This is a genomic window from Vibrio sp. Y176 (genome assembly GCF_033438945.1).
Genome location: NZ_JAWOQS010000009.1, coordinates 49010 through 69974 on the forward strand (window position 1 = coordinate 49010; position 20965 = coordinate 69974).

The window sequence follows — 20965 nt, forward strand, 5'->3', positions numbered from 1 at the left end:
CTAGAAACAAAGAGTGAGGTTTGTTGCTGGATTCCGTTTGTTAACAACTTGTTTACAATTATCTGAGTGGTTACTCGCGATATTTGTTAAATAGATGTTAACTTTTGTACGTTTGGAAGCTGAAATTGGTTATAACAATAAATGCTCAATGGAGCTGAGTGAGCAAGCCCGTGAAAGAAAGAAAGTCAAGACCTGTTAATTTAGATTTACAGACCATCCACTTTCCTATCACAGCAATCGCATCCATCCTACACCGTGTGTCTGGGGTAATTACGTTTGTTGCGGTGGGTATATTACTGTGGTTACTATCCATTTCTCTGTCATCCCCAATGGGTTTTATGGAAGCCGCTGACATCGTCGATAGCTTCTTCGTAAAATTCATCCTGTGGGGAATTCTTACTGCACTTGCCTACCACATCGCAGGTGGTATCCGTCACTTATTGATGGATCTAGGTCACTTTGAAGAACTAGATTCAGGCACGATGAGCGCTAAAGTCGCGTTTGGTGCAACAGCAGTATTATCATTATTGGCGGGGATCTTGGTATGGTAAAACACGTATCTTCATTTGGTCGTAATGGTGTACACGATTTCCTACTAATTCGTGCAACTGCAATCATTATGACGCTATACACGATTTATCTGATTAGCTTCTGTGCATTTTCAGATATCTCTTACGCATCTTGGACCCAATTCTTTGGTGGTACCTTCACTAAAGTATTCACCATGTTGGCACTTGTCTCGATCCTGATTCACGCTTGGGTTGGTTTGTGGCAAGTATTAACTGATTACATTAAGTGCGCGAAACTACGTGGCGCACTACAACTTGGTGTTATTGCCGTGCTATTCGGCTATGTCTTCTCTGGTCTATTTATTCTGTGGGGTGCGTAAGTGTCTATTCCAGTTCGTGAGTTTGATGCCGTAGTAATCGGCGCTGGTGGTGCAGGTATGCGCGCTGCACTACAAATTTCAGAGCAAGGCCTATCATGTGCTTTGTTGTCAAAAGTATTTCCAACACGTTCTCATACTGTGTCTGCACAGGGCGGCATTACCGTTGCTCTGGGTAACTCGCACAAAGACGATTGGCAATGGCACATGTACGATACCGTTAAAGGTTCCGACTACATCGGTGACCAGAACGCGATTGAATACATGTGTAAAAATGGTCCTGAGTCAGTTATCGAGCTTGAAAAAATGGGTCTTCCATTCTCTCGTTTTGATAACGGTACCATATACCAACGTCCATTCGGTGGCCAATCTAAAGAGTTTGGTGGTGAGCAGGCTGCTCGTACAGCCGCTGCTGCAGACCGTACTGGTCACGCACTTCTTCACACGCTTTACCAGCAAAACGTAAAACACAAAACAACCATCTTCTCGGAGTGGTACGCTTTGGATCTTGTGAAAAACCAAGACGGCGCAATCATGGGTTGTACTGCGATTTGTATGGAAACGGGTGAAATCTGTTACTTCAAATCGAAAGCAACCATTCTAGCTACAGGTGGTGCAGGTCGTATTTACGCATCGACCACTAACGCGCACATCAACACGGGTGATGGCGTTGGTATGGCACTTCGCGCAGGCGTTCCAATGCAAGACATGGAAATGTGGCAGTTCCACCCAACAGGTATTGCTGGCGCGGGTGTTCTAGTGACGGAAGGTTGTCGTGGTGAAGGTGGTTACCTTCTAAATAAAGATGGTGAACGCTTCATGGAGCGCTACGCACCAAACGCGAAAGACCTTGCTGGTCGTGACGTGGTTGCTCGTTCAATGATGATTGAAATTCGTGAAGGCCGCGGCTGTGATGGTCCTTGGGGTCCACATATCAAGTTGAAACTTGATCACCTTGGTAAAGAAGTACTTGAATCACGTCTACCAGGTATCTGTGAACTGTCTCGTACATTTGCACACGTTGACCCAGTGAAAGAGCCAATTCCAGTAATTCCAACTTGTCACTACATGATGGGTGGTGTACCTACTCAAGTCTCTGGCCAAGCAATTAAGCAGAAGGCCGACGGTAGCGAGATGGAAGTACAAGGCCTTTACGCATGTGGTGAGATTGCTTCTGTATCGGTACACGGTGCTAACCGTCTGGGCGGCAACTCATTACTAGACTTGGTCGTATTTGGTCGTGCTACTGGCTTGCACCTTGGCGAAACGCTAGCAGCGCAAGCAGAAGCTCGTCCTGCAACAGAATCTGATATTGAAGCGTCTCTAGCGCGTACTATGCGTTGGGAAAACAGCACTGGTGGTGAAGATCCAGTTCAGATTCGTAAAGACCTACAAGCATGCATGCAAAACAGCTTCTCGGTATTCCGTGAAGGCGATGCGATGGCAACCGGTCTAGAAGAGTTGAAAGTGATTCGCGAACGTTTGAAAGATGCGCATCTAGCGGACAAGTCTTCAGAGTTCAACACGCAGCGTATTGAGTGTCTAGAACTTGATAACCTGATGGAAACCGCGTTTTCAACTGCCGTTGCAGCAAACTACCGTACAGAGAGTCGTGGCGCACATGCTCGTTTCGATTTCCCTGAGCGTGATGATGAGAACTGGCTATGCCACTCTATCTACAATCCGGAAACAGAAGCGATGACTAAGCGTGATGTGAACATGACGCCAACGCATCGTGAAGCTTTCCCGCCGAAAGTACGTACATACTAAAGGGAGGATACGACTATGAAATTAAACTTCTCTTTATACCGTTACAATCCGGATGTGGATACCAAGCCTTACATGAAAGAGTATACCCTTGAGGTAGACGAAGGCTCAGACATGATGGTGCTTGATGCATTGATTCTGCTAAAAGAGCAAGATCCAAGCATCGCGTTCCGTCGCTCATGCCGTGAAGGGGTATGTGGTTCTGATGGTTTGAATATGAATGGTAAAAACGGCCTAGCGTGTATCACACCGTTATCTGCTCTACAAGGCGATAAAATAGTTATTCGTCCACTACCAGGGTTACCTGTCGTGCGCGATCTTATCGTTGACATGACGCAGTTCTATGATAACTATGCGAAAGTTAAACCATTCTTGATTGATGATGGTGCATTACCACCATCACGTGAGAACCTACAATCGCCTGATGATCGTGCGCATTTAGATGGATTGTACGAATGTATCATGTGTGCATGTTGTACAACGTCTTGCCCATCATTCTGGTGGAACCCTGATAAATTCATCGGCCCAGCTGGTCTTCTCGCAGCGTACCGTTGGCTAATTGATAGCCGCGATACGGCAACAGATGAACGTTTGTCTGATCTTGATGATGCATTTAGCGTTTTTCGTTGCCATGGCATCATGAATTGTGTAAGTGTTTGTCCTAAGGGATTAAATCCGACGAAAGCCATCGGTCACATTAAGTCGATGTTGGTTAATCGTTCGGTTTAATTTACTCGCTCTTAGGAATGTCGCAGTGTTGCGGATCACCCGATATGACCGCTTCACTGCTTCAGTAATATTCGAGTAAAGAATACAAAAATTGCCGACCGTATTTTTAGTCGGCTCTTATAGCTCGGCAAAGACCGAAGCAAACGTGAAAACTACTGGTTAAGGGAAAATATGCACAACGGCGTGATGAAGGCATGGCTCGAGTCTTCACACTTGGCTGGCGCCAATGCAACGTATGTAGAGGACCTCTACGAACTGTATCTAAGTGATCCCGATCTGGTAAGTGAGGAGTGGAAACGTGTTTTTGAAGGCTTGCCTAAGCCATCAGAAGAAGTGGCAGAACAACCACATTCACGTGTCCGTGACTACTTCCGACGACTCGCTAGAGAAACAAAGCATTACAATGTCCAAGTTAGTGACCCAGATGTCGATGCAAAACAAGTAAAAGTTCTACAGCTAATCAACGCATACCGTTTCCGCGGGCATGAAGCTGCAGAATTAGACCCACTAGGTCTATGGCAACGCCCAACAGTGGCGGAGTTAGACCCTGCTTTTCATAATCTTACCGAAGATGACTTCGAAGAAACTTTCAACGTAGGTTCTTTTGCTGTTGGGCAAGAAACCATGAAGTTGAAAGATATCTATGAAGCCCTCAACAAAACTTATTGCGGTTCCATCGGTGCTGAATACATGCACATGACTGACACAGAGCAAAAGCGTTGGATTCAGCAACGCCTTGAGTCTGTCGTAGGCCAGCCATCATTCAACAAAGATGAGAAGCGCACATTCCTAGAAGAGCTAACAGCCGCTGAAGGTTTGGAGCGTTACCTCGGGGCGAAATTCCCAGGTGCAAAACGTTTCTCTTTAGAAGGTGGTGATGCGCTGATTCCGATGACGAAAGAGTTGATCCGTCATGCGGGTACAAGTGGAATGCGTGAAGTGGTTATCGGTATGGCTCACCGCGGTCGTTTGAACATGCTGGTGAACGTACTTGGTAAGAAACCTCAAGACCTGTTTGATGAGTTCGCCGGTAAACACGACGAAACTTGGGGTACGGGTGATGTGAAATATCACCAAGGTTTCTCTGCTGATTTTGCGACTCCTGGCGGTGATGTTCACTTAGCACTTGCATTTAACCCGTCGCACCTAGAAATCGTAAACCCAGTAGTCATGGGCTCAGTTCGAGCACGTCAAGATCGCTTGGGTGATAATCAAGGTAGCAAAGTGCTTCCTATCACCATCCACGGTGATTCTGCAATCGCTGGTCAGGGTGTGGTTGCCGAAACGTTCAACATGTCTCTTGCTCGTGGGTTCCAAGTTGGTGGTACGGTACGTATCGTCATCAACAACCAAGTAGGCTTTACGACGTCTAATCCTCGTGACACGCGTTCTACGATGTACTGTACCGATATCGCGAAGATGGTGCAGGCGCCAATTTTCCATGTAAATGCAGATGACCCAGAAGCAGTTGCTTTTGTTACTCGCATTGCATTGGATTACCGTAACGAGTTCAAGCGCGATGTCGTGATTGATCTTGTATGTTACCGTCGCCACGGCCACAATGAGGCGGATGAGCCAAATGCGACTCAGCCTTTGATGTACCAGAAAATCAAAAAGCATCCTACACCACGCAAATTGTATGCAGATGTTCTGATCGATAAAAATGAATCAGATATCGAGACAGCGACTCAGTTAGTCAATGAGTATCGCGATGCATTAGATCGCGGTGAAGTGGTTGTTAAAGAATGGCGTCCAATGGCGTTGCACTCTGTAGACTGGTCCCCTTACTTAGGGCACGAATGGGATATGGAGTGGGATTCAAAATACGACAAGACACGCCTTATTGAGCTAGGCAATCGTCTGTGTCAGTACCCAGAAAGCCATAAACTGCAAAGCCGTGTTAATAAGCTATACAACGATCGTCTAGCAATGATGACCGGTGAAAAAGCCATTGACTGGGGTATGGCTGAAACATTGGCGTATGCTACATTGGTTGACGATGGCAAGCGTATTCGTCTTTCTGGTCAGGACTCGGGTCGTGGTACTTTCTTCCACCGTCACTCGGTTCTTCATAACCAAACCGATGCAAGCACTTACATTCCATTAGCGAATATTCATGACAACCAAGGGCCATTCCAAGTCTTTGACTCAGTATTGTCAGAAGAAGCAGTGTTGGCGTTTGAATACGGTTACGCAACAGCCGAACCAGGTGGTTTAACTATCTGGGAAGCACAGTTTGGTGATTTTGCCAACGGTGCACAAGTTGTTATCGACCAGTTTATCTCGTCAGGCGAGCAAAAGTGGGCGCGTTTGTGCGGTCTTACTATGCTTCTACCTCATGGTTATGAAGGTCAAGGTCCTGAGCACTCATCTGCACGTTTAGAGCGTTACCTTCAGCTTTGTGCTGAGCAAAATATGCAGGTTGTGGTTCCTTCAACACCGGCTCAGGTGTACCACATGATTCGTCGTCAGGTTGTACGCCCAATGCGTCGACCTCTCATTGTTATGTCGCCGAAATCTTTGCTGCGCCACCCTCTATGTACTTCAACGATTGAAGACTTGGCGGATGGTACATTCCAATCTGCAATTCCAGAAGTAGATGATTTAGAACCAAGCAAAGTGAAACGTGTCGTGTTCTGTGCTGGTAAGGTTTACTTTGACCTACTAGAGCAGCGCCGTAACAACGAGCAAGACGATGTTGCTATCGTGCGTATTGAACAGCTTTACCCATTCCCAATGGAAGAAGTACAAGCAGCAATTGCTCAATACACTAACGTTGAAGACTTCGTGTGGTGTCAGGAAGAACCTCAGAACCAAGGTGCTTGGTACTGTAGCCAACATAACTTCCGTGCCGCTATTCCTGCAGGTGCAAATCTTAAATACGCAGGTCGCCCAGCTTCTGCTTCGCCAGCAGTTGGCTACATGTCGGTGCACTTGAAACAACAAAAAGCGTTGGTTGAAGACGCTCTGAACGTGAACTCAAAAACTTCGAATTAAGAATTAGAAGTTAAAGGAAGAAACAGATATGACAATTGAAATTCTGGTTCCAGATTTACCTGAATCAGTTGCTGATGCAACCGTAGCGACATGGCACAAACAACCAGGCGACGCAGTAGAGCGTGACGAGGTTTTGGTTGACATCGAAACAGACAAAGTTGTGCTAGAAGTTCCAGCTCCGGAAGCTGGCGTTTTAGAAGCTATTGTTGAAGCAGAAGGTGCGACAGTACTTTCTAAACAAATCATTGCTAAATTGAAGCCAGGCGCAGTTGCAGGTGAACCAACTGCAGACAAAACAGAAGGTACTGAAGCATCTCCTGATAAGCGTCACAAAGCTGCGCTTAGCGAAGAAAGTAATGACGCATTAAGCCCAGCAGTGCGCCGTTTGTTGGCTGAACATGGCTTAGAAGCAAGCCAAGTGAAAGGCACTGGTGTTGGTGGTCGTATTACGCGTGAAGATATTGAAGCGCATCTTGCGAACGCTAAATCTGCGTCAAAAGAAGACTCGCCAGCAGTGGTTGACGTGCCGGCAGCGGCTCGCAGTCAGAAGCGTGTTCCAATGACTCGCCTTCGTAAGACAGTCGCTAACCGTCTGCTAGAAGCGAAGAACAACACGGCAATGCTAACGACGTTTAACGAAGTGAACATGAAACCAATCATGGACCTTCGTAAGCAGTACAAAGATCAGTTCGAAGAGCGTCACGGTATTCGTTTGGGCTTCATGTCTTTCTACGTGAAAGCAGTAACAGAAGCGCTTAAGCGTTACCCAGAAGTAAATGCTTCGATTGATGGCGATGACATTGTTTACCACAACTACTTCGACATTAGCATGGCGGTATCAACGCCACGTGGTCTAGTTACACCTGTCCTAAAAGACTGTGACAAGCTTGGTTTCGCTGATGTTGAAAAAGGCATCAAAGAGCTGGCTATTAAAGGTCGTGATGGCAAGCTAACGGTAGACGAGCTAATGGGCGGTAACTTCACTATCACAAACGGTGGTGTGTTCGGTTCACTAATGTCTACACCAATCATCAACCCACCTCAATCAGCGATTCTTGGTATGCATAAGATCCAAGAGCGTCCGATGGCAGTGGATGGCAAAGTTGAAATCTTGCCGATGATGTACCTAGCGTTATCTTACGATCACCGCCTAATTGATGGTCGTGAATCAGTTGGCTTCCTAGTAACGATTAAAGAGTTACTAGAGGACCCAGCACGTCTCCTATTAGACGTTTAATATCGCTAAAACGTCTAGTTATCGTAGGTAGCTAGACGTTAAAAATTTCAATGGCTAGACTAGCTCAACGTTTGGCCTTCATTTTAATCCTTCAGTAAGAGTACTCGTTATGAAGGATTGATTTGAGAAGACCCTACAGACGTACAAGCAGCCAAGACTGCAGCGTTATGGAAATAATAAATCCCTTAAGGGAAAAACAAACGGAATATCGAAATGAATTTGCATGAATACCAAGCCAAACAGCTGTTTGCAGAATTCGGTTTGCCTGTGCCAGAAGGCTACGCGTGTGATACACCACAAGAAGCTTTTGAAGCCGCAGGCCGTATCAGTACAGCCAAGAAAGTAGTTAAATGTCAGGTTCACGCTGGTGGCCGTGGTAAAGCGGGTGGCGTAGAGCTACACGATACAAAAGAAGGCGTTAAAGAGTTTGCACAGAAGTGGTTAGGTAAAAACCTAGTAACTTACCAAACAGACGCAAATGGTCAGCCAGTAACAAAAATCCTTGTTGAAGAAGCTTCAAATATTGCGAACGAACTATACCTAGGTGCGGTAGTTGACCGTGCTAGCCGTAAGATCGTTTTCATGGCTTCTACCGAAGGTGGTGTGGAAATTGAAAAAGTTGCGGAAGAAACGCCGGAACTCATCCACAAAGCAGCAATTGACCCACTAGTAGGTCCACAAGCTTACCAAGGTCGTGAGCTAGCGTTCAAACTTGGTCTTGAAGGCGACCAAATCAAACAATTCGTTAAGATCTTTATGGGTCTTGGCACTATGTTCTCTCAGTACGATCTTGCTCTGCTAGAGATCAACCCACTTGTGATTACTGGCGAAGGCAACTTGCTATGTCTTGACGGTAAGATCAACATCGACTCAAACGCACTGTATCGTCAGCCTAAGCTTCGTGAAATGCATGATCCTTCACAAGAAGATGAGCGTGAAGCACACGCAGCTCAGTGGGAGCTGAACTACGTAGCACTAGACGGTAACGTTGGCTGTATGGTTAACGGTGCAGGCCTAGCAATGGGTACGATGGATATCGTAAACCTACACGGCGGCAAACCAGCTAACTTCTTAGATGTAGGTGGCGGCGCGACGAAAGAGCGTGTTGCTGAAGCATTCAAGATCATCCTATCTGATGACAATGTGAAAGCGGTACTTGTTAACATCTTCGGTGGTATTGTACGTTGTGACATGATCGCAGAAGGTATTATCGGTGCGGTTAAAGAGGTAGGCGTAAGCGTACCTGTTGTTGTTCGTCTTGAAGGTACTAACGCTGACCTAGGTCGCGAAGTTCTTGCTAATTCTGATGTTGATATCATTGCTGCTGAGTCGCTAACTGATGCTGCTCAGAAAGTTGTTGCTGCTGCGGAGGCTAAATAATGTCTGTATTAATTAACAAAGACACTAAAGTAATCTGTCAGGGGTTCACTGGTGGTCAAGGTACTTTCCACTCAGAGCAAGCTATCGCATACGGTACGCAAATGGTTGGTGGTGTGTCTCCAGGTAAAGGCGGCCAAACTCACCTAGGTCTTCCTGTATTCAACACAGTTCGTGAAGCAGTAGAAGCGACTGGTGCAACAGCGACAGTCATCTACGTACCAGCACCTTTCTGTAAAGATGCAATCCTAGAAGCGATTGACGCGGGTATCGAGCTAATCGTAACGATTACTGAAGGTATCCCTACTACAGATATGATCGACGTGAAAGTGAAGCTAGAAGAAACTGGCGTTCGCATGATCGGTCCTAACTGTCCGGGTGTTATCACTCCTGATGAGTGTAAGATCGGTATCATGCCTGGTCACATTCACAAGAAAGGCAAAGTAGGTATCGTATCTCGTAGCGGTACTCTAACTTACGAAGCAGTTAAACAAACCACTGACGAAGGTTTCGGCCAGTCTACTTGTGTTGGTATCGGTGGTGACCCAATCCCGGGTTCAAACTTCATTGATATCCTAAAACTGTTCCAAGAAGACCCTGAGACAGAAGCGATCGTTATGATCGGTGAGATCGGTGGTACTGCAGAAGAAGAAGCAGCAGCATACATTAAAGAAAATGTAACGAAGCCAGTGGTTTCTTACATTGCTGGTGTAACTGCACCTCCTGGTAAGCGTATGGGCCATGCTGGTGCGATTATCTCTGGTGGTAAAGGTACTGCTGAAGACAAATTTGCTGCACTAGAAGCGGCTGGCGTTAAAACTGTGAAATCTCTAGCAGAGATCGGCCAAGGTCTACGTGAAGTGACGGGTTGGTAATCGACCACACTACTTAATAAGTATTAAAAAGCCTGCGACTTCGCAGGCTTTTCTTTTTCCGTTCCCGTGGGTTTATGTTTGTTGTTAGCAAGGTCTTTCGCGTTTAATACTCAATGCGATTATGCTTTGCTTTTAATCAGCTGGCTCAGCATAAATAAGGATGTTGCGCTGATCACTACGGAAGGGCCGGCCGGTGTATCGAAGTGCCATGATAGGCTAAGCCCCATCAGTACTGCCACTGAGCCAATAATGGATGCGAACAATGCCATTTGCTCTGGTGATGAAGAGACTTTACGTGCTGTTGCTGCTGGGATAATTAGGAGCGAAGTCATGATCAACGCGCCAACGAACTTCATACCTACTGCGATTACTACACCCACCATTAGCATTAACACCAATCTAACTAAGTCTGTATTCACGCCCTCAACAGCGGCAAGTTCTTCACTAACAGTGCTAGAAAGCAGTGGGCGCCAGAAGACGTACAAACACGCACTTACCGCAACAACACCTGCGTAAATAAACATCAGATCTTGTGGAGAGACGGCAAGTAAGTCCCCAAATAGGTAGCTCATTAAATCGACGCGCACGTTTTCCAAAAAGCTAACCGATACTAAACCGATAGAGAGTGCACTGTGTGCCAAGATACCTAACAACGTGTCTGTAGCCACAAGTTGTTGCTTTTGCAGAGTGACAAGCAAAACGGCCAGAGCTAAACAGCAGACGAGTAGCGCAAGGTAGAGATTTACGTCGAGCAAGAAGCCCAGCGCTAGGCCCATTAACGATGCATGAGCTAGGGTATCTCCGAAGTAAGCCATTTTACGCCAAACGACAAATGACCCAAGTGGACCGGCAATGATCGCGATACCAATACCAGCAAGAATAGAAGGTAGGAGAAACTCAATCATGATGGTGATGTCCGTGTTTATGGTGGGAGCATGATGTCGCATCACCGCTTACTGGCGTTCCGGATAAATCGTGATGATGGTGCTCATGGTCGTGATGATAAAACGCGAGAGACTCTCTCGCAGCATTGCCAAATAGTGCGATGTAAGAAGGGTGCTGAGTAATAGTGGCAGGTGAACCTGAGCAGCAAACATGGTGATGCAGACAAATAACATCGTCCGTTTTCGCCATCACTAAATGTAAGTCATGCGACACCATAAATACGCCACAATCAAAGCGGTGACGAATGCTCTCAATTAAGTCATAGAGATCGATTTGACCTTGGATATCCACACCCTGAGCTGGTTCGTCTAATACCAACAGCTGAGGACGCTGAAGCAGAGCGCGCGCCAGTAACACTCGTTGGTTTTCACCACCGGATAAGCGATGCATATTACTATTAAGTAAATGTTCAGCGCCAACAAGCCGTAATGCATCAATGCACTCCTGCTTACTGTATTTTCCTGCTAAATTTAGGAAGCGGGTTACATTCAATGGAAGGGAGTCATTGAGCTTCAACTTTTGAGGAACGTAACCAATTTTCAGTTTTCTTTGTCGGTTCAACTTGCCGCTAGTCGGCTTTTGAAGACCTAAGATAACTTTGACTAACGTTGATTTTCCCGCTCCATTGGGACCAATTAGGGTAGTTATTTTGCCCTTTTCTAATTCCATACTAATGTTATCGAGAACTCTGCGGCCATCGAACTCGACGCATAACTGCTCAAGATGGACTAAGGAAGACATGAATGAAACTCATTTGCAAATCAATAATGTTATAATGTAACATTATCTCACTTTCCACGCCATATCCCAAGTAAAACTATGAAAAGAGCATTAATTCTTGCTGCCTCAGCAATGTTAACACTGCCAGCACAGGCGGTAACGGTACTGACGAGTATCAAACCTATTCAGTTGTTAGTAACAGAGCTTACTCAAGGAGTAACTACACCAGACGTGCTATTGCAGTCTAACACATCACCCCATGACTATGCTTTGCGTCCATCGGATGTTAAAAAGGTCGCTTCGGCTGATTTGGTTATCTGGTACGGACATGATCTTGAACCGTTTCTAGAGAAAGTTGTTTCGGATAGATCGAATACTTTGACTATTAGTCAAATTCCAAATCTAGAATTGCGTGAATTTGATAGTGAGCACAACCATGACCATGATGGGCACGATCATGGCTCACATGATCCGCACTTTTGGCTAGGTGTAAGCCAAGCACAACAAGTGGCCAAGGCTGTTGTGAATCAACTTGTATCACTTGATCCGGAAAATGCAGCTCAATATCAAGCGAACCTCAAAAAGTTTGAACTCGAGCTAAAAGACACTGACCAACAGATAAAGCAGAAGCTGGCACCAGTAAAAAACAAAGGTTACTTTGTATTCCATGATGCTTACGGTTATTTCGAAGATCGTTATGAACTAAATCAAATGGGGCATTTTACTGTGAGCCCAGAACGCAAGCCAGGAGCGAAGACCTTAATTCAAATTCGTCAAAAGCTAAGTGGTGGAGATGTGGCTTGTGTATTTTCTGAACCTCAGTTTACCCCGGCTGTCGTTCAGAGCGTAATGAGAGGCAGTGATGTCGCTAAAGGCGAGCTTGACCCGTTAGGGAGTACAATTGAAGCAAAACCTGGCAGTTACTTTACTTTTCTCAACAATATGGCGAATAGTTTTGAGCAATGCTTGAACAAAAAGTCAGATTAAGTGCTGTCGTAATGTAGGAGTAGTCTTTTTAACGTGATCCAGTAGTAAGAATTACAACCTTTGGTAAGGCGAGCCTTTTCTCAGAAAGTAATTGAGATATCATTACCAATAATTATCAGCTCAAAATAACCGTATAAATCCATGTTTTACAAACGATGAACGGTCGCTTTCTGAGCACAAATTGATACAAAAGGTTTTCGTCTTGCTACGCCAATTAGCCCTTGCTCTGTTGGGCTTTATCTTATCCTACCAAGCATTTGCGCTTCATAATGCAAATGCAATCTTTTACCCTTTGCCAACTCAGTCAAAGGGTACTTTTATCGCGGCTAAAAAGTTGTTCTTGGGTGAAAAGGGCGGTTTGTGGATTCATGACGTACACGGGAGAGTCCTGTTTTACGATGGTCAAACTATATTGCCTAAATCAGGTAGCTTCCTACAAACGTCGGCCAAGCAGTTGGCTTATCATAAAGGTGCTTTTTGGACCTTTATTGAAAATGAGGTCTATCGAACCTATCCAAATCAGGAACGACGTTTAGTCTTTAGTTTAAATCCAGGCTCACAAATAAGAAAAATAGGGTCTTCAAAGAACTATATTTGGGTGAGTGATGGCGCGCATTTCTATACCTACAATATCGACACTAGCGAGTTAAACTCTTTCTCTCTATTGCAGCTCTATCAACATAGTAATAATAGCTACGTTTACATTAATGATGCGGTGCTAGTTGAAACGAAGTGGGCACTAGCAACGACTTCCGGCTTCTATCTTTCTGAAGGTGATAAGTTTGACCATGTCGCAGCCTCAGGTCAAAACTACATTGAGAAAGTCTATTATTCACACACGCGAAGAGAAATTTTGATAGGTACTTTGCGTGGCGCTTTAATTTTCAACATTTACCAGCCTGATAAAGAAGTGATTAGAATTGGCGGCTCACATGTTTTGACATTCGCAGAGACAAATCAAGAGTATTGGGTGGGGACCGAGCATGGTCTTTATTTGTACTCATTTTTTTCAGGTGAGGTCACCGAAGTCGCGCCTGCAAGTTTTCTTGAGTTAGAGTTAGATAACACGAAGATTTATTCGTTGTTGAGCGACAATATGGGAGGGATGTGGATTGCGACTAACCAAGGTATTCGTTATTACTCGCTATTTAGTAAAAAATTTGAACGAGTGACCTTTAGTAGTTATGACTCACACACCCTATCAGGACGAATTCGGCAAACTATTGAAGGTCCTGATGGTGCGCTTTGGTTTGCTGATGACCGAAAGATTTATCGTTCAGGAAAGAGTGGGATTAACCAAGTCTTAGAGTTGGAGTCGCAGATCAATGAATTTGCATTTCAAAACGGTATGCTTTGGCTTGCGACCTCAAAAGGGCTGGAAATATTTGAGCTAAATGGTCTCAACAAGATTACATTTCCTTATTTACAGGTTATGGCCGGACATGCCGTAGAGCATGTGACCGTTGATGGTGATGACCGTCTTTGGGTATCAAGCGGATACCATCTTTACAATGTTGATACTGCTGCACGAAGCGTACGAAACTTTGGAAGTGAGTGGCTAGTAAGTCAGTATTTGCCTGCTAAGGTTACGCGCCTATATGATACTGAAGATGCCCTATTAATAGGCACCGATCATGGCGTATACCAATACAGTAATGACAACATCCAGTTTATCCGTTTTTCAGAAAAGTTTGGTGAATCATTAGACATGACCACGGCGGTTGATGGCAGCCAGTGGTTTGCTTCATCTTATGGTGTGTTTAAAACTGATACACGAAGCGATGAAAAACGTGTTGTTGAAATGAGTGAGCCCAACGCCAGACCTGCTTGCTTGATCAGAGACAGGCAAGGTGTATGGTTAGCTTCCTCTGTCGGTTTAAGCTATTACCACCTTTCGGGTGAGTTAGTGAAACATTACTCATCATCATCAGGCTTAATGAACAATGAGTTCCTCCCTGGTATTTGTAGCGTTATACAGCAGACAGAAATTGGTGAGCGAGAGCTTGTTCTGGGGTCGAAGTACGGACTCGTAAAAGCAGAAGCATCCAAGCTGCTTGTATCTAATCCCCCAGAGTCTATGTTTATTGTTAGCCAAGTTGTGCTTGAAAATGAAGTTCTGCAAGTTGGTAGTGCCGATCTGAATGGGCTCACACTGCCATATGGATCTTCGCTGAGTTTTTTATTCGGTGTGATGCCAAAACCAGACAGTCAAAATTTGTACTATCGATTGAACAACGATGACCCATGGCAAACGTTAGAGGGGGGCCAACTGACACTCGAGCACCTTAGTTCCGGTGAATATCACTTGCAGGTCAGTAATGAGTCTCAAGTTGCCACTGGAGTCGTTGGTTTAGAATCTCACTTTATCGTCCTTCATCCTTGGTATCTATCGCGATTTGCTATTTTAGGCTTTGTCGTAGCTAGTATTGCGGTCGTCGCATTACTTGTTTTCTGGCGCTCTCGCTACGTTGTACAGGCTAACCGTGATCTAGCAGCTCAAGTGACTCTCAAAACGAATCAGTTAAGACATCAAAGTAGAGTGTTGCTTACGAGCAACCAGCAATTACGTAAACAGATTCAAGTTAGAAACCTACTCGTAGACCATGTAGCTCTATCCATAAAATCAAGCGTCGACTTTATTGTGGCGAAACTACCTATGCCTCTGGATACTGCGACGGAGGATCATTTGGCTAAAACGAATTGGCAGTTAAATGAACTCAAAAGCGTTCCAAGTGATGTAAGTGGTGGGAGTCAGAACTACAACTTGAGTCAGATAACTCAGTCAGTGGTTGATGTATGGCAAGATGACTTTGCAAAAGCGGGTATTTTGGTAGAGCTAGAAGATGAGAGCAAGCAGAGCCGGGTTGCTCTGGAAAGTTTTAATCTTGATGTTATTTTCAATAGCATTTTTGCCAATATCATCAAGCGCTCTTTCCGGGGTCAAACGGTTAGAATTATGCTAGAAAAGGGGCATGATATTGTGTCATTGAGCTTTCTTGATTACGGGACGCAATTACCTAATAAAGTCGCGACTGGGCTTCCATCTAACTTAAATCACTCTGAGTTGAGTATTGACCACCTTGCCCAACTAGTGACAACGAGTGGTGGTTATTTGGCTGTCTTCTCTTCTGATGCTCAGAACAAAGTCGAGATCACATGGCCATCTGCGAAGGAAAGGAGTTATTTGGATGAACCGCAGCAAGAATTCAATCCTGTAACTATTGCAGAAGATCAAGTCACACCAGAGAAAGAGTGGTTGCAAAAAGTCTATCAATTAGTGGCAGAGCATTACCATGATCCTGAATTTGGCACTGCGTCAGCCGCTAAAATGCTGTATATGTCTGAACGTTCTTTGCAGAGACGTTTTAAATCTGCCTCGTCAAGAACGTTAAAAGACTATGTCACAGAGGTGCGTTTGGAAACGGCGTGTGAACAGTTATTGGCGGGTGAGAAAATCAGTGAAGTCGCCTTTAACTGTGGCTTTAATGATCCATCTTACTTTAGCCAAAAGTTTAAGCTACATTTTGGTTTGCCCCCGTCCAAGTTTGCTTTGACTCAAGAAAGCCAAGAAATTAACTAGAAAACCTTCATTATACGCTCCCTAGTTAATAGTTAAGATGCTGGGGAGCTGCATGCAGTGCTCTATTATTGCTGCAGTTGCTAACGCAGTGAGTTTCATTGTTTCTTCATCACATCTAGCCTACAAATCTATTCTCAACACGTAAGCACGATCACGTTCTATCTGTTAGTCGCGATGTTCATAGCAATAAGCATAAATGGCTTCAAGAGAATGATTTATTGATAGTTGCAACAAATAAATGACAGTTGTATTGCTGTATCAAAAGAGCGTTGTTCATTTGGGTGAATGATGGTGTGCGACATTCGTGAAAACGAAAACTGTGTTGAAAAGATGAATAAGGTAAAGAAGTTTTGAAAGAGGTGAAAAAAAATATCGTGGTATAGCCGGGGGGACTATACCACGGGTGTCAAGGACACCTTCGCTTGCTGCCGGAGTGACATGTTGCCATGCCACCTCTGGAATTTATTAGAGAGGTTGCCCTCTCGGTGGAGTAACTATACGAGAGGTTACTTATTTTTCTTATAAAAATAACGCCATGTTTATATGAGAAAAGCGACAACGTTTGGTTTTTTACTTAACCAATTGTTTTAATTTGCATTTTTTGTTTTCTATCTTGGTTTGTGACATTTTTGTTTCGTTAGGTGTCATTTTTAAATGTTAATTTTGACGTAAATAACGAGAGGAAATTTACGAAGTTAACGTTTGAAAGCGTGAAAACATTTACGGAATCTTTGATTTCACACAAGGATTGAAGGGGTATAGGGGAGTAATATTGGCAACCTAAACTTATTAAATAATAATATTTCTCATTAGCAATACTCTTAAGGGCCACTATGAAGTTATCAGAGATTAATCCTGGCGATACGGTGACGATTCGGTTGTTAGATGGTCTTTCATCAGATATCAGAAAGAAACTCATGGTAATGGGGCTGCTTCCCAATACAGAAGTCAAAGTGATTCGACGTGCGCCAATGGGCGATCCTTTACAAGTCGAAGTCCGTGGTGTGTCTGTCGCATTGCGAGAAACAATTGCTCAGAAAATTGAAGTGGAGCGAGTGTAATGCAATATCAAGTGCTAACTGTAGGTAACCCTAATAGTGGTAAAACGACGCTATTTAATGGTTTAACTGGCGCAAAACAGCAAGTTGGTAACTGGGCAGGCGTCACGGTTGAAAAGAAAACGGGACAATTCAAGCATGCTGGGGATGAGTTTTTGCTCACTGACCTTCCGGGTATTTACTCATTAGACAGTGGTAATGATAGTAATAGTATTGATGAATCCATCGCATCGCGTGCGGTTCTAACTCATCCTGCTGATCTCATTATTAACGTGGTGGATGCTACAAGTTTAGAGCGCAGCTTATATATGACGCTGCAACTTCGCGAACTTGGTCGCCCTATGATTGTTGTCCTCAACAAGATGGATGCGCTAAAGCGTGAACGTCAGATGATTAACGTTGCAGAGCTTGAGAAAACGTTAGGTTGTCCGGTTGTCAGTTTATCTGCAACCAATAAAACTCAAGTGGCAGAGTTTAAAGAAAAGCTCCATAAATCCATCGTTCAAGGAGTGCCACTTAAAGAATTGTCTTTGCATTATGGTGAGAAGATGGAGTCGGCAATTCAAACGGTTTCCGCACTTTTTAACGACCAAACCGTCGCTCATCGTGCACTAGCGATTCGTGCGCTTGAAAAAGACACAATGGTGCTCAATAGTCTTTCTGATATCGATAGAAGCAAAGTCTTGGAAGTCATTACGACGTTAGATTTGGATATCGATTTGCATGTCGCGGATACTAAGTACACGCATCTGCATGAACAGTGTAAAAAAGTTCGCCGAAGCGAAGGCAAGTTAAGTCGTAGTGTGACTGAAAGACTCGACCAGTTTATTTTGAACAAGTGGATTGGAATTCCTTTCTTCTTTGTTGTTATGTACCTGATGTTTATGTTCTCGATTAACATCGGTAGTGCATTTATCGACTTTTTTGACATTGGTGTGGGCGCATTGTTGGTTGATGGTGGTCACCACTTGTTAGACGGTCATTTGCCTGTGTGGTTAGTGACGGTTCTTGCTGATGGTATCGGTGGTGGTATCCAGACGGTTGCAACCTTCATTCCGGTTATCGCGTGTTTGTACCTGTTCCTAGCGGTACTTGAGAGCTCAGGTTACATGGCTCGCGCAGCATTCGTACTAGATAAAGTGATGCAGAAGATCGGTCTACCGGGCAAAGCATTTGTACCGTTGGTTCTTGGTTTTGGCTGTAACGTACCATCAATCATGGCGACTCGTACTCTAGACCAAGAACGTGAGCGTAAACTGGCTGCATCTATGGCGCCATTTATGTCATGCGGTGCTCGTCTGCCTGTATACGCACTATTCGCTGCAGCATTCTTCCCTGGTTCTGGTCAGAACATTGTATTCGCACTTTACCTACTTGGTATTGTAGCAGCGATCTTCACAGGTCTTTTCCTTAAGCACACGCTTTACCCAGGTAGCAGTGACAGCCTAGTAATGGAAATGCCTGATTACGAACTTCCGACGCTACAAAACGTGGTGATCAAAACTTGGCAAAAGCTAAAGCGCTTTGTACTTGGTGCAGGTAAAACCATCGTTATCGTTGTTGCTATTCTGAGTTTCTTCAACTCATTGGGTACTGATGGCAGTTTTGGTAACGAAGACAGCGAAAACTCTGTGCTTTCTAAAGCAGCGCAAGTAGTGACTCCAGTATTCTCACCAATCGGTGTTCAAGAAGACAACTGGCCAGCGACGGTAGGTATCATTACTGGTATCTTCGCAAAAGAGGCGGTAGTTGGTACGCTGAACAGTCTATACACTACGCCAAGCGACGGTGAAGACGCAGAATTTGATCTAATGGGCAGCCTAGAAGAGGCAGTAATGAGTATCCCTGAAAACCTAGCCGGTTTGAGCTACTCAGATCCACTAGGCATTGAAGTGGGTGACTTAACTGACTCAAATGCCGTTGCCGAAGAACAAGAAGTCGATGCTTCTATCTTCGGTAACATTAAATCTCAGTTTGCTTCTGGCAATGCCGCATTTGCTTACCTAATCTTTATCCTACTGTACACACCTTGTGTGGCGGCGATGGGGGCTTACGTACGTGAGTTTGGTCATAAGTTCGCACGCTTTATTGCGGTTTGGACAATGGGCTTGGCTTACCTATGTGCGACGTTCTACAACCAATTGACGCATTTCGCAGATAGCCCAGTGACAAGTGGCATTTGGATGGCTGTGATCGTTGCTATCTTCTTTGGTACCTACCGTGTGTTCAAACAAGTTGGTAAGAAACAAAACGGTGCATTAGAGGCGCAAGTAGCATGATTTTAAAAGAGCTTTATCAATACATTGCAGACAAAGGAACCGTCTCCCAGTCAGATCTGGCTAAACAGTTTGGGATGAGTGAAGATGGCGCCGACGCGATGTTAAACGTGTGGATTAAGAAGGGCAAAATTAGCCGCCTAGTCGACACTAATAAAGCTCATGACGTGACTCGTGTTCGCTACTCAGTGACTAAACAAGATGGTTTGTCTCTGACAGTCACCATGTAGCGACTATCAAAATTAGTCACCTAAAAATTATCACGTAAAAACGACAAAGCCGCATCAGCAATGATGCGGCTTTTATTTTGCTGGTTATTGTTTGTGAATACAGCGAAATTAATGTTCTTCAGAGTGTTTAGTCGCGCCTAACCCTAGGAACTTCAAACCAAGACTTAAAACTAAAATCGAAATAGGTAATGTTAAGATCGTCCAATCTAAGCTGTCGAAGTTAATCAGCACGAGCTCTAAGAACTTCACAAACAAGATCACGATGATGACTTCAGCCAAAATGTTTTTTAGATGGCCGATGTTCGGGGTTCTGATCCAATGCAAAACCGACTGCTCTTGTGTTTTCGCTTTAGCTTTGTTGGAAATAAATAGTGTGTAGATGCCGTGAGCAAAGATGAACAAAACTAGTGCGACAAGAAACGTATCCAGTGACTTGATCAAATAAGCGATCGCGATGTCTGCTTTATCTAAATGTGCGAGTGCTTCTGGAGGTGTTTGATTGAGAATGAAGACCGCAAATGCCGAATAGGTTTTTGCTGCACCCATAAGAAAAAGCAAGAATGAAGCAGCCATGGAACAGATGATGGCGATCCAGCTGACGTATCGGAATGTGTTGAAGACTTGTTTCATGATGACCCTCTCTAACTGAGCTGGTAGTCTAAACAAGTTTTATTTTAGTGATAATCCCAGAAAAATGAGAAAGATTGTTACAAATACGTATTAATCTTTCTCTGTCTATTTCAGCCGTATTCAAAGGCGAATTATTTTCGCTTGCAGTTCTTATGCTTTTTGGAAAATAGAGCTCAGTGACAACACGTTTTTAATGCGACCAAGTAATTCGTTTTGCTCTTCTTCTGTACGGAATTCACCTTTGGTGTTACCCCAAACCGGTCCCGGCCATGCGACGTCATCTTTGAAGCGAGCAATATGGTGAATGTGCAGCTGTGGCACCATGTTACCTAGTGCGCCAAGGTTTAACTTGTCTGGACGGAATGTTGCTTCCAGTGCTTGGCTTACTGCCTGAGATTCTAGCAAAAACTGTTGCTGTTCTTTCATTGGCAAGTGGTGAAGCTCTTTTAGGTTTGCACGTTTAGGTACCAAAATAACCCATGGCACGGCATTGTCTTTATGCAGAAGTGCCACACACAGTGGGAAGTGACCGATAACGGTAGTGTCTTTTGCCAATTGAGGGTGCAGTTCAAAACTCATTATATTATCCGATTTGAATTGAATGACATCAGTATACGCCAGATAAAACAAAAGGTTGACGCTTTCACGCCAACCTTTTGAAATCATATCGA

17 protein-coding genes are annotated in these 20965 nt (G+C 44.5%); 13 read left to right on the forward strand and 4 right to left on the reverse strand.

All coding sequences use genetic code 11. The annotated features are described in order from the left end of the window. Positions 1-158 precede the first annotated feature (158 nt). From sdhC to sucD, 8 genes are all read left to right on the forward strand, one after another. Entirely contained in the window at positions 159-551 is a 393-nt protein-coding gene (gene sdhC / locus R7O13_RS19300; RefSeq protein ID WP_017634811.1) for a succinate dehydrogenase cytochrome b556 subunit, read from the forward strand. Then, positions 545-889, forward strand: a complete 345-nt coding sequence (gene sdhD, locus R7O13_RS19305; protein WP_005382169.1) for a succinate dehydrogenase, hydrophobic membrane anchor protein — start codon at positions 545-547, stop codon at positions 887-889. The genes sdhC and sdhD overlap by 7 nt, the downstream gene beginning before the upstream one ends. After that, complete coding sequence (gene sdhA, locus R7O13_RS19310) at positions 890-2656, forward strand: succinate dehydrogenase flavoprotein subunit (RefSeq protein ID WP_005382172.1); 1767 nt, start codon at positions 890-892, stop codon at positions 2654-2656. A gap of 15 nt (positions 2657-2671) precedes the next feature. Next, positions 2672-3382: a succinate dehydrogenase iron-sulfur subunit gene (locus tag R7O13_RS19315; RefSeq protein ID WP_005382174.1), complete on the forward strand. Its 711-nt coding sequence runs from the start codon at positions 2672-2674 to the stop codon at positions 3380-3382. 171 nt (positions 3383-3553) lie between these two features. After that, on the forward strand, positions 3554-6379 hold the full coding sequence (sucA, locus tag R7O13_RS19320) for a 2-oxoglutarate dehydrogenase E1 component (RefSeq protein ID WP_005382176.1): 2826 nt from the start codon (positions 3554-3556) through the stop codon (positions 6377-6379). Positions 6380-6407: 28 nt separating this feature from the next. Then, a complete protein-coding gene (gene odhB, locus R7O13_RS19325; protein ID WP_005382177.1) occupies positions 6408-7616 on the forward strand; it encodes a 2-oxoglutarate dehydrogenase complex dihydrolipoyllysine-residue succinyltransferase in 1209 nt (402 codons plus the stop codon). 213 nt (positions 7617-7829) lie between these two features. Next, on the forward strand, positions 7830-8996 hold the full coding sequence (gene sucC / locus R7O13_RS19330; protein WP_005382179.1) for an ADP-forming succinate--CoA ligase subunit beta: 1167 nt from the start codon (positions 7830-7832) through the stop codon (positions 8994-8996). After that, entirely contained in the window at positions 8996-9868 is an 873-nt protein-coding gene (gene sucD / locus R7O13_RS19335) for a succinate--CoA ligase subunit alpha (protein ID WP_005382181.1), read from the forward strand. The genes sucC and sucD overlap by 1 nt, the downstream gene beginning before the upstream one ends. 119 nt (positions 9869-9987) lie before the next feature. On the opposite strand, the gene znuB is transcribed toward sucD, so the two are convergent. Beyond that, positions 9988-10773 (reverse strand): zinc ABC transporter permease subunit ZnuB, encoded by a 786-nt coding sequence (gene znuB, locus R7O13_RS19340; protein ID WP_169628604.1) that lies wholly within the window; start codon positions 10771-10773, stop codon positions 9988-9990. Then, positions 10766-11554 carry a zinc ABC transporter ATP-binding protein ZnuC gene (znuC, locus tag R7O13_RS19345; protein WP_005382185.1) on the reverse strand — a complete coding sequence of 263 codons (789 nt, stop codon included), beginning with the start codon at positions 11552-11554 and terminating at the stop codon, positions 10766-10768. Before znuC ends, znuB begins: the two co-directional genes overlap by 8 nt. 78 nt (positions 11555-11632) lie before the next feature. On the opposite strand from znuC, the gene znuA reads away from it, so the two are divergent. The 5 genes from znuA to R7O13_RS19370 all read left to right on the forward strand — a co-directional run bounded on the left by znuA (position 11633) and on the right by R7O13_RS19370 (position 19664). After that, a complete protein-coding gene (gene znuA, locus R7O13_RS19350; RefSeq protein ID WP_167415070.1) occupies positions 11633-12520 on the forward strand; it encodes a zinc ABC transporter substrate-binding protein ZnuA in 888 nt (295 codons plus the stop codon). Positions 12521-12722: 202 nt separating this feature from the next. Continuing rightward, positions 12723-16100: an AraC family transcriptional regulator gene (locus R7O13_RS19355; protein ID WP_213912468.1), complete on the forward strand. Its 3378-nt coding sequence runs from the start codon at positions 12723-12725 to the stop codon at positions 16098-16100. A gap of 833 nt (positions 16101-16933) precedes the next feature. Then, a complete protein-coding gene (locus R7O13_RS19360) occupies positions 16934-17161 on the forward strand; it encodes a FeoA family protein (RefSeq protein WP_005382190.1) in 228 nt (75 codons plus the stop codon). Further along, entirely contained in the window at positions 17161-19437 is a 2277-nt protein-coding gene (gene feoB, locus R7O13_RS19365) for a Fe(2+) transporter permease subunit FeoB (protein ID WP_213903602.1), read from the forward strand. Before R7O13_RS19360 ends, feoB begins: the two co-directional genes overlap by 1 nt. Then, positions 19434-19664 carry a FeoC-like transcriptional regulator gene (locus R7O13_RS19370; RefSeq protein WP_005382192.1) on the forward strand — a complete coding sequence of 77 codons (231 nt, stop codon included), beginning with the start codon at positions 19434-19436 and terminating at the stop codon, positions 19662-19664. Before feoB ends, R7O13_RS19370 begins: the two co-directional genes overlap by 4 nt. A gap of 108 nt (positions 19665-19772) precedes the next feature. On the opposite strand, the gene R7O13_RS19375 is transcribed toward R7O13_RS19370, so the two are convergent. After that, complete coding sequence (locus R7O13_RS19375) at positions 19773-20294, reverse strand: YqhA family protein (RefSeq protein WP_042523163.1); 522 nt, start codon at positions 20292-20294, stop codon at positions 19773-19775. A 150-nt stretch (positions 20295-20444) separates the two neighbouring features. Further along, positions 20445-20873 carry an HIT family protein gene (locus R7O13_RS19380; RefSeq protein ID WP_005446436.1) on the reverse strand — a complete coding sequence of 143 codons (429 nt, stop codon included), beginning with the start codon at positions 20871-20873 and terminating at the stop codon, positions 20445-20447. Positions 20874-20965 lie beyond the last annotated feature (92 nt).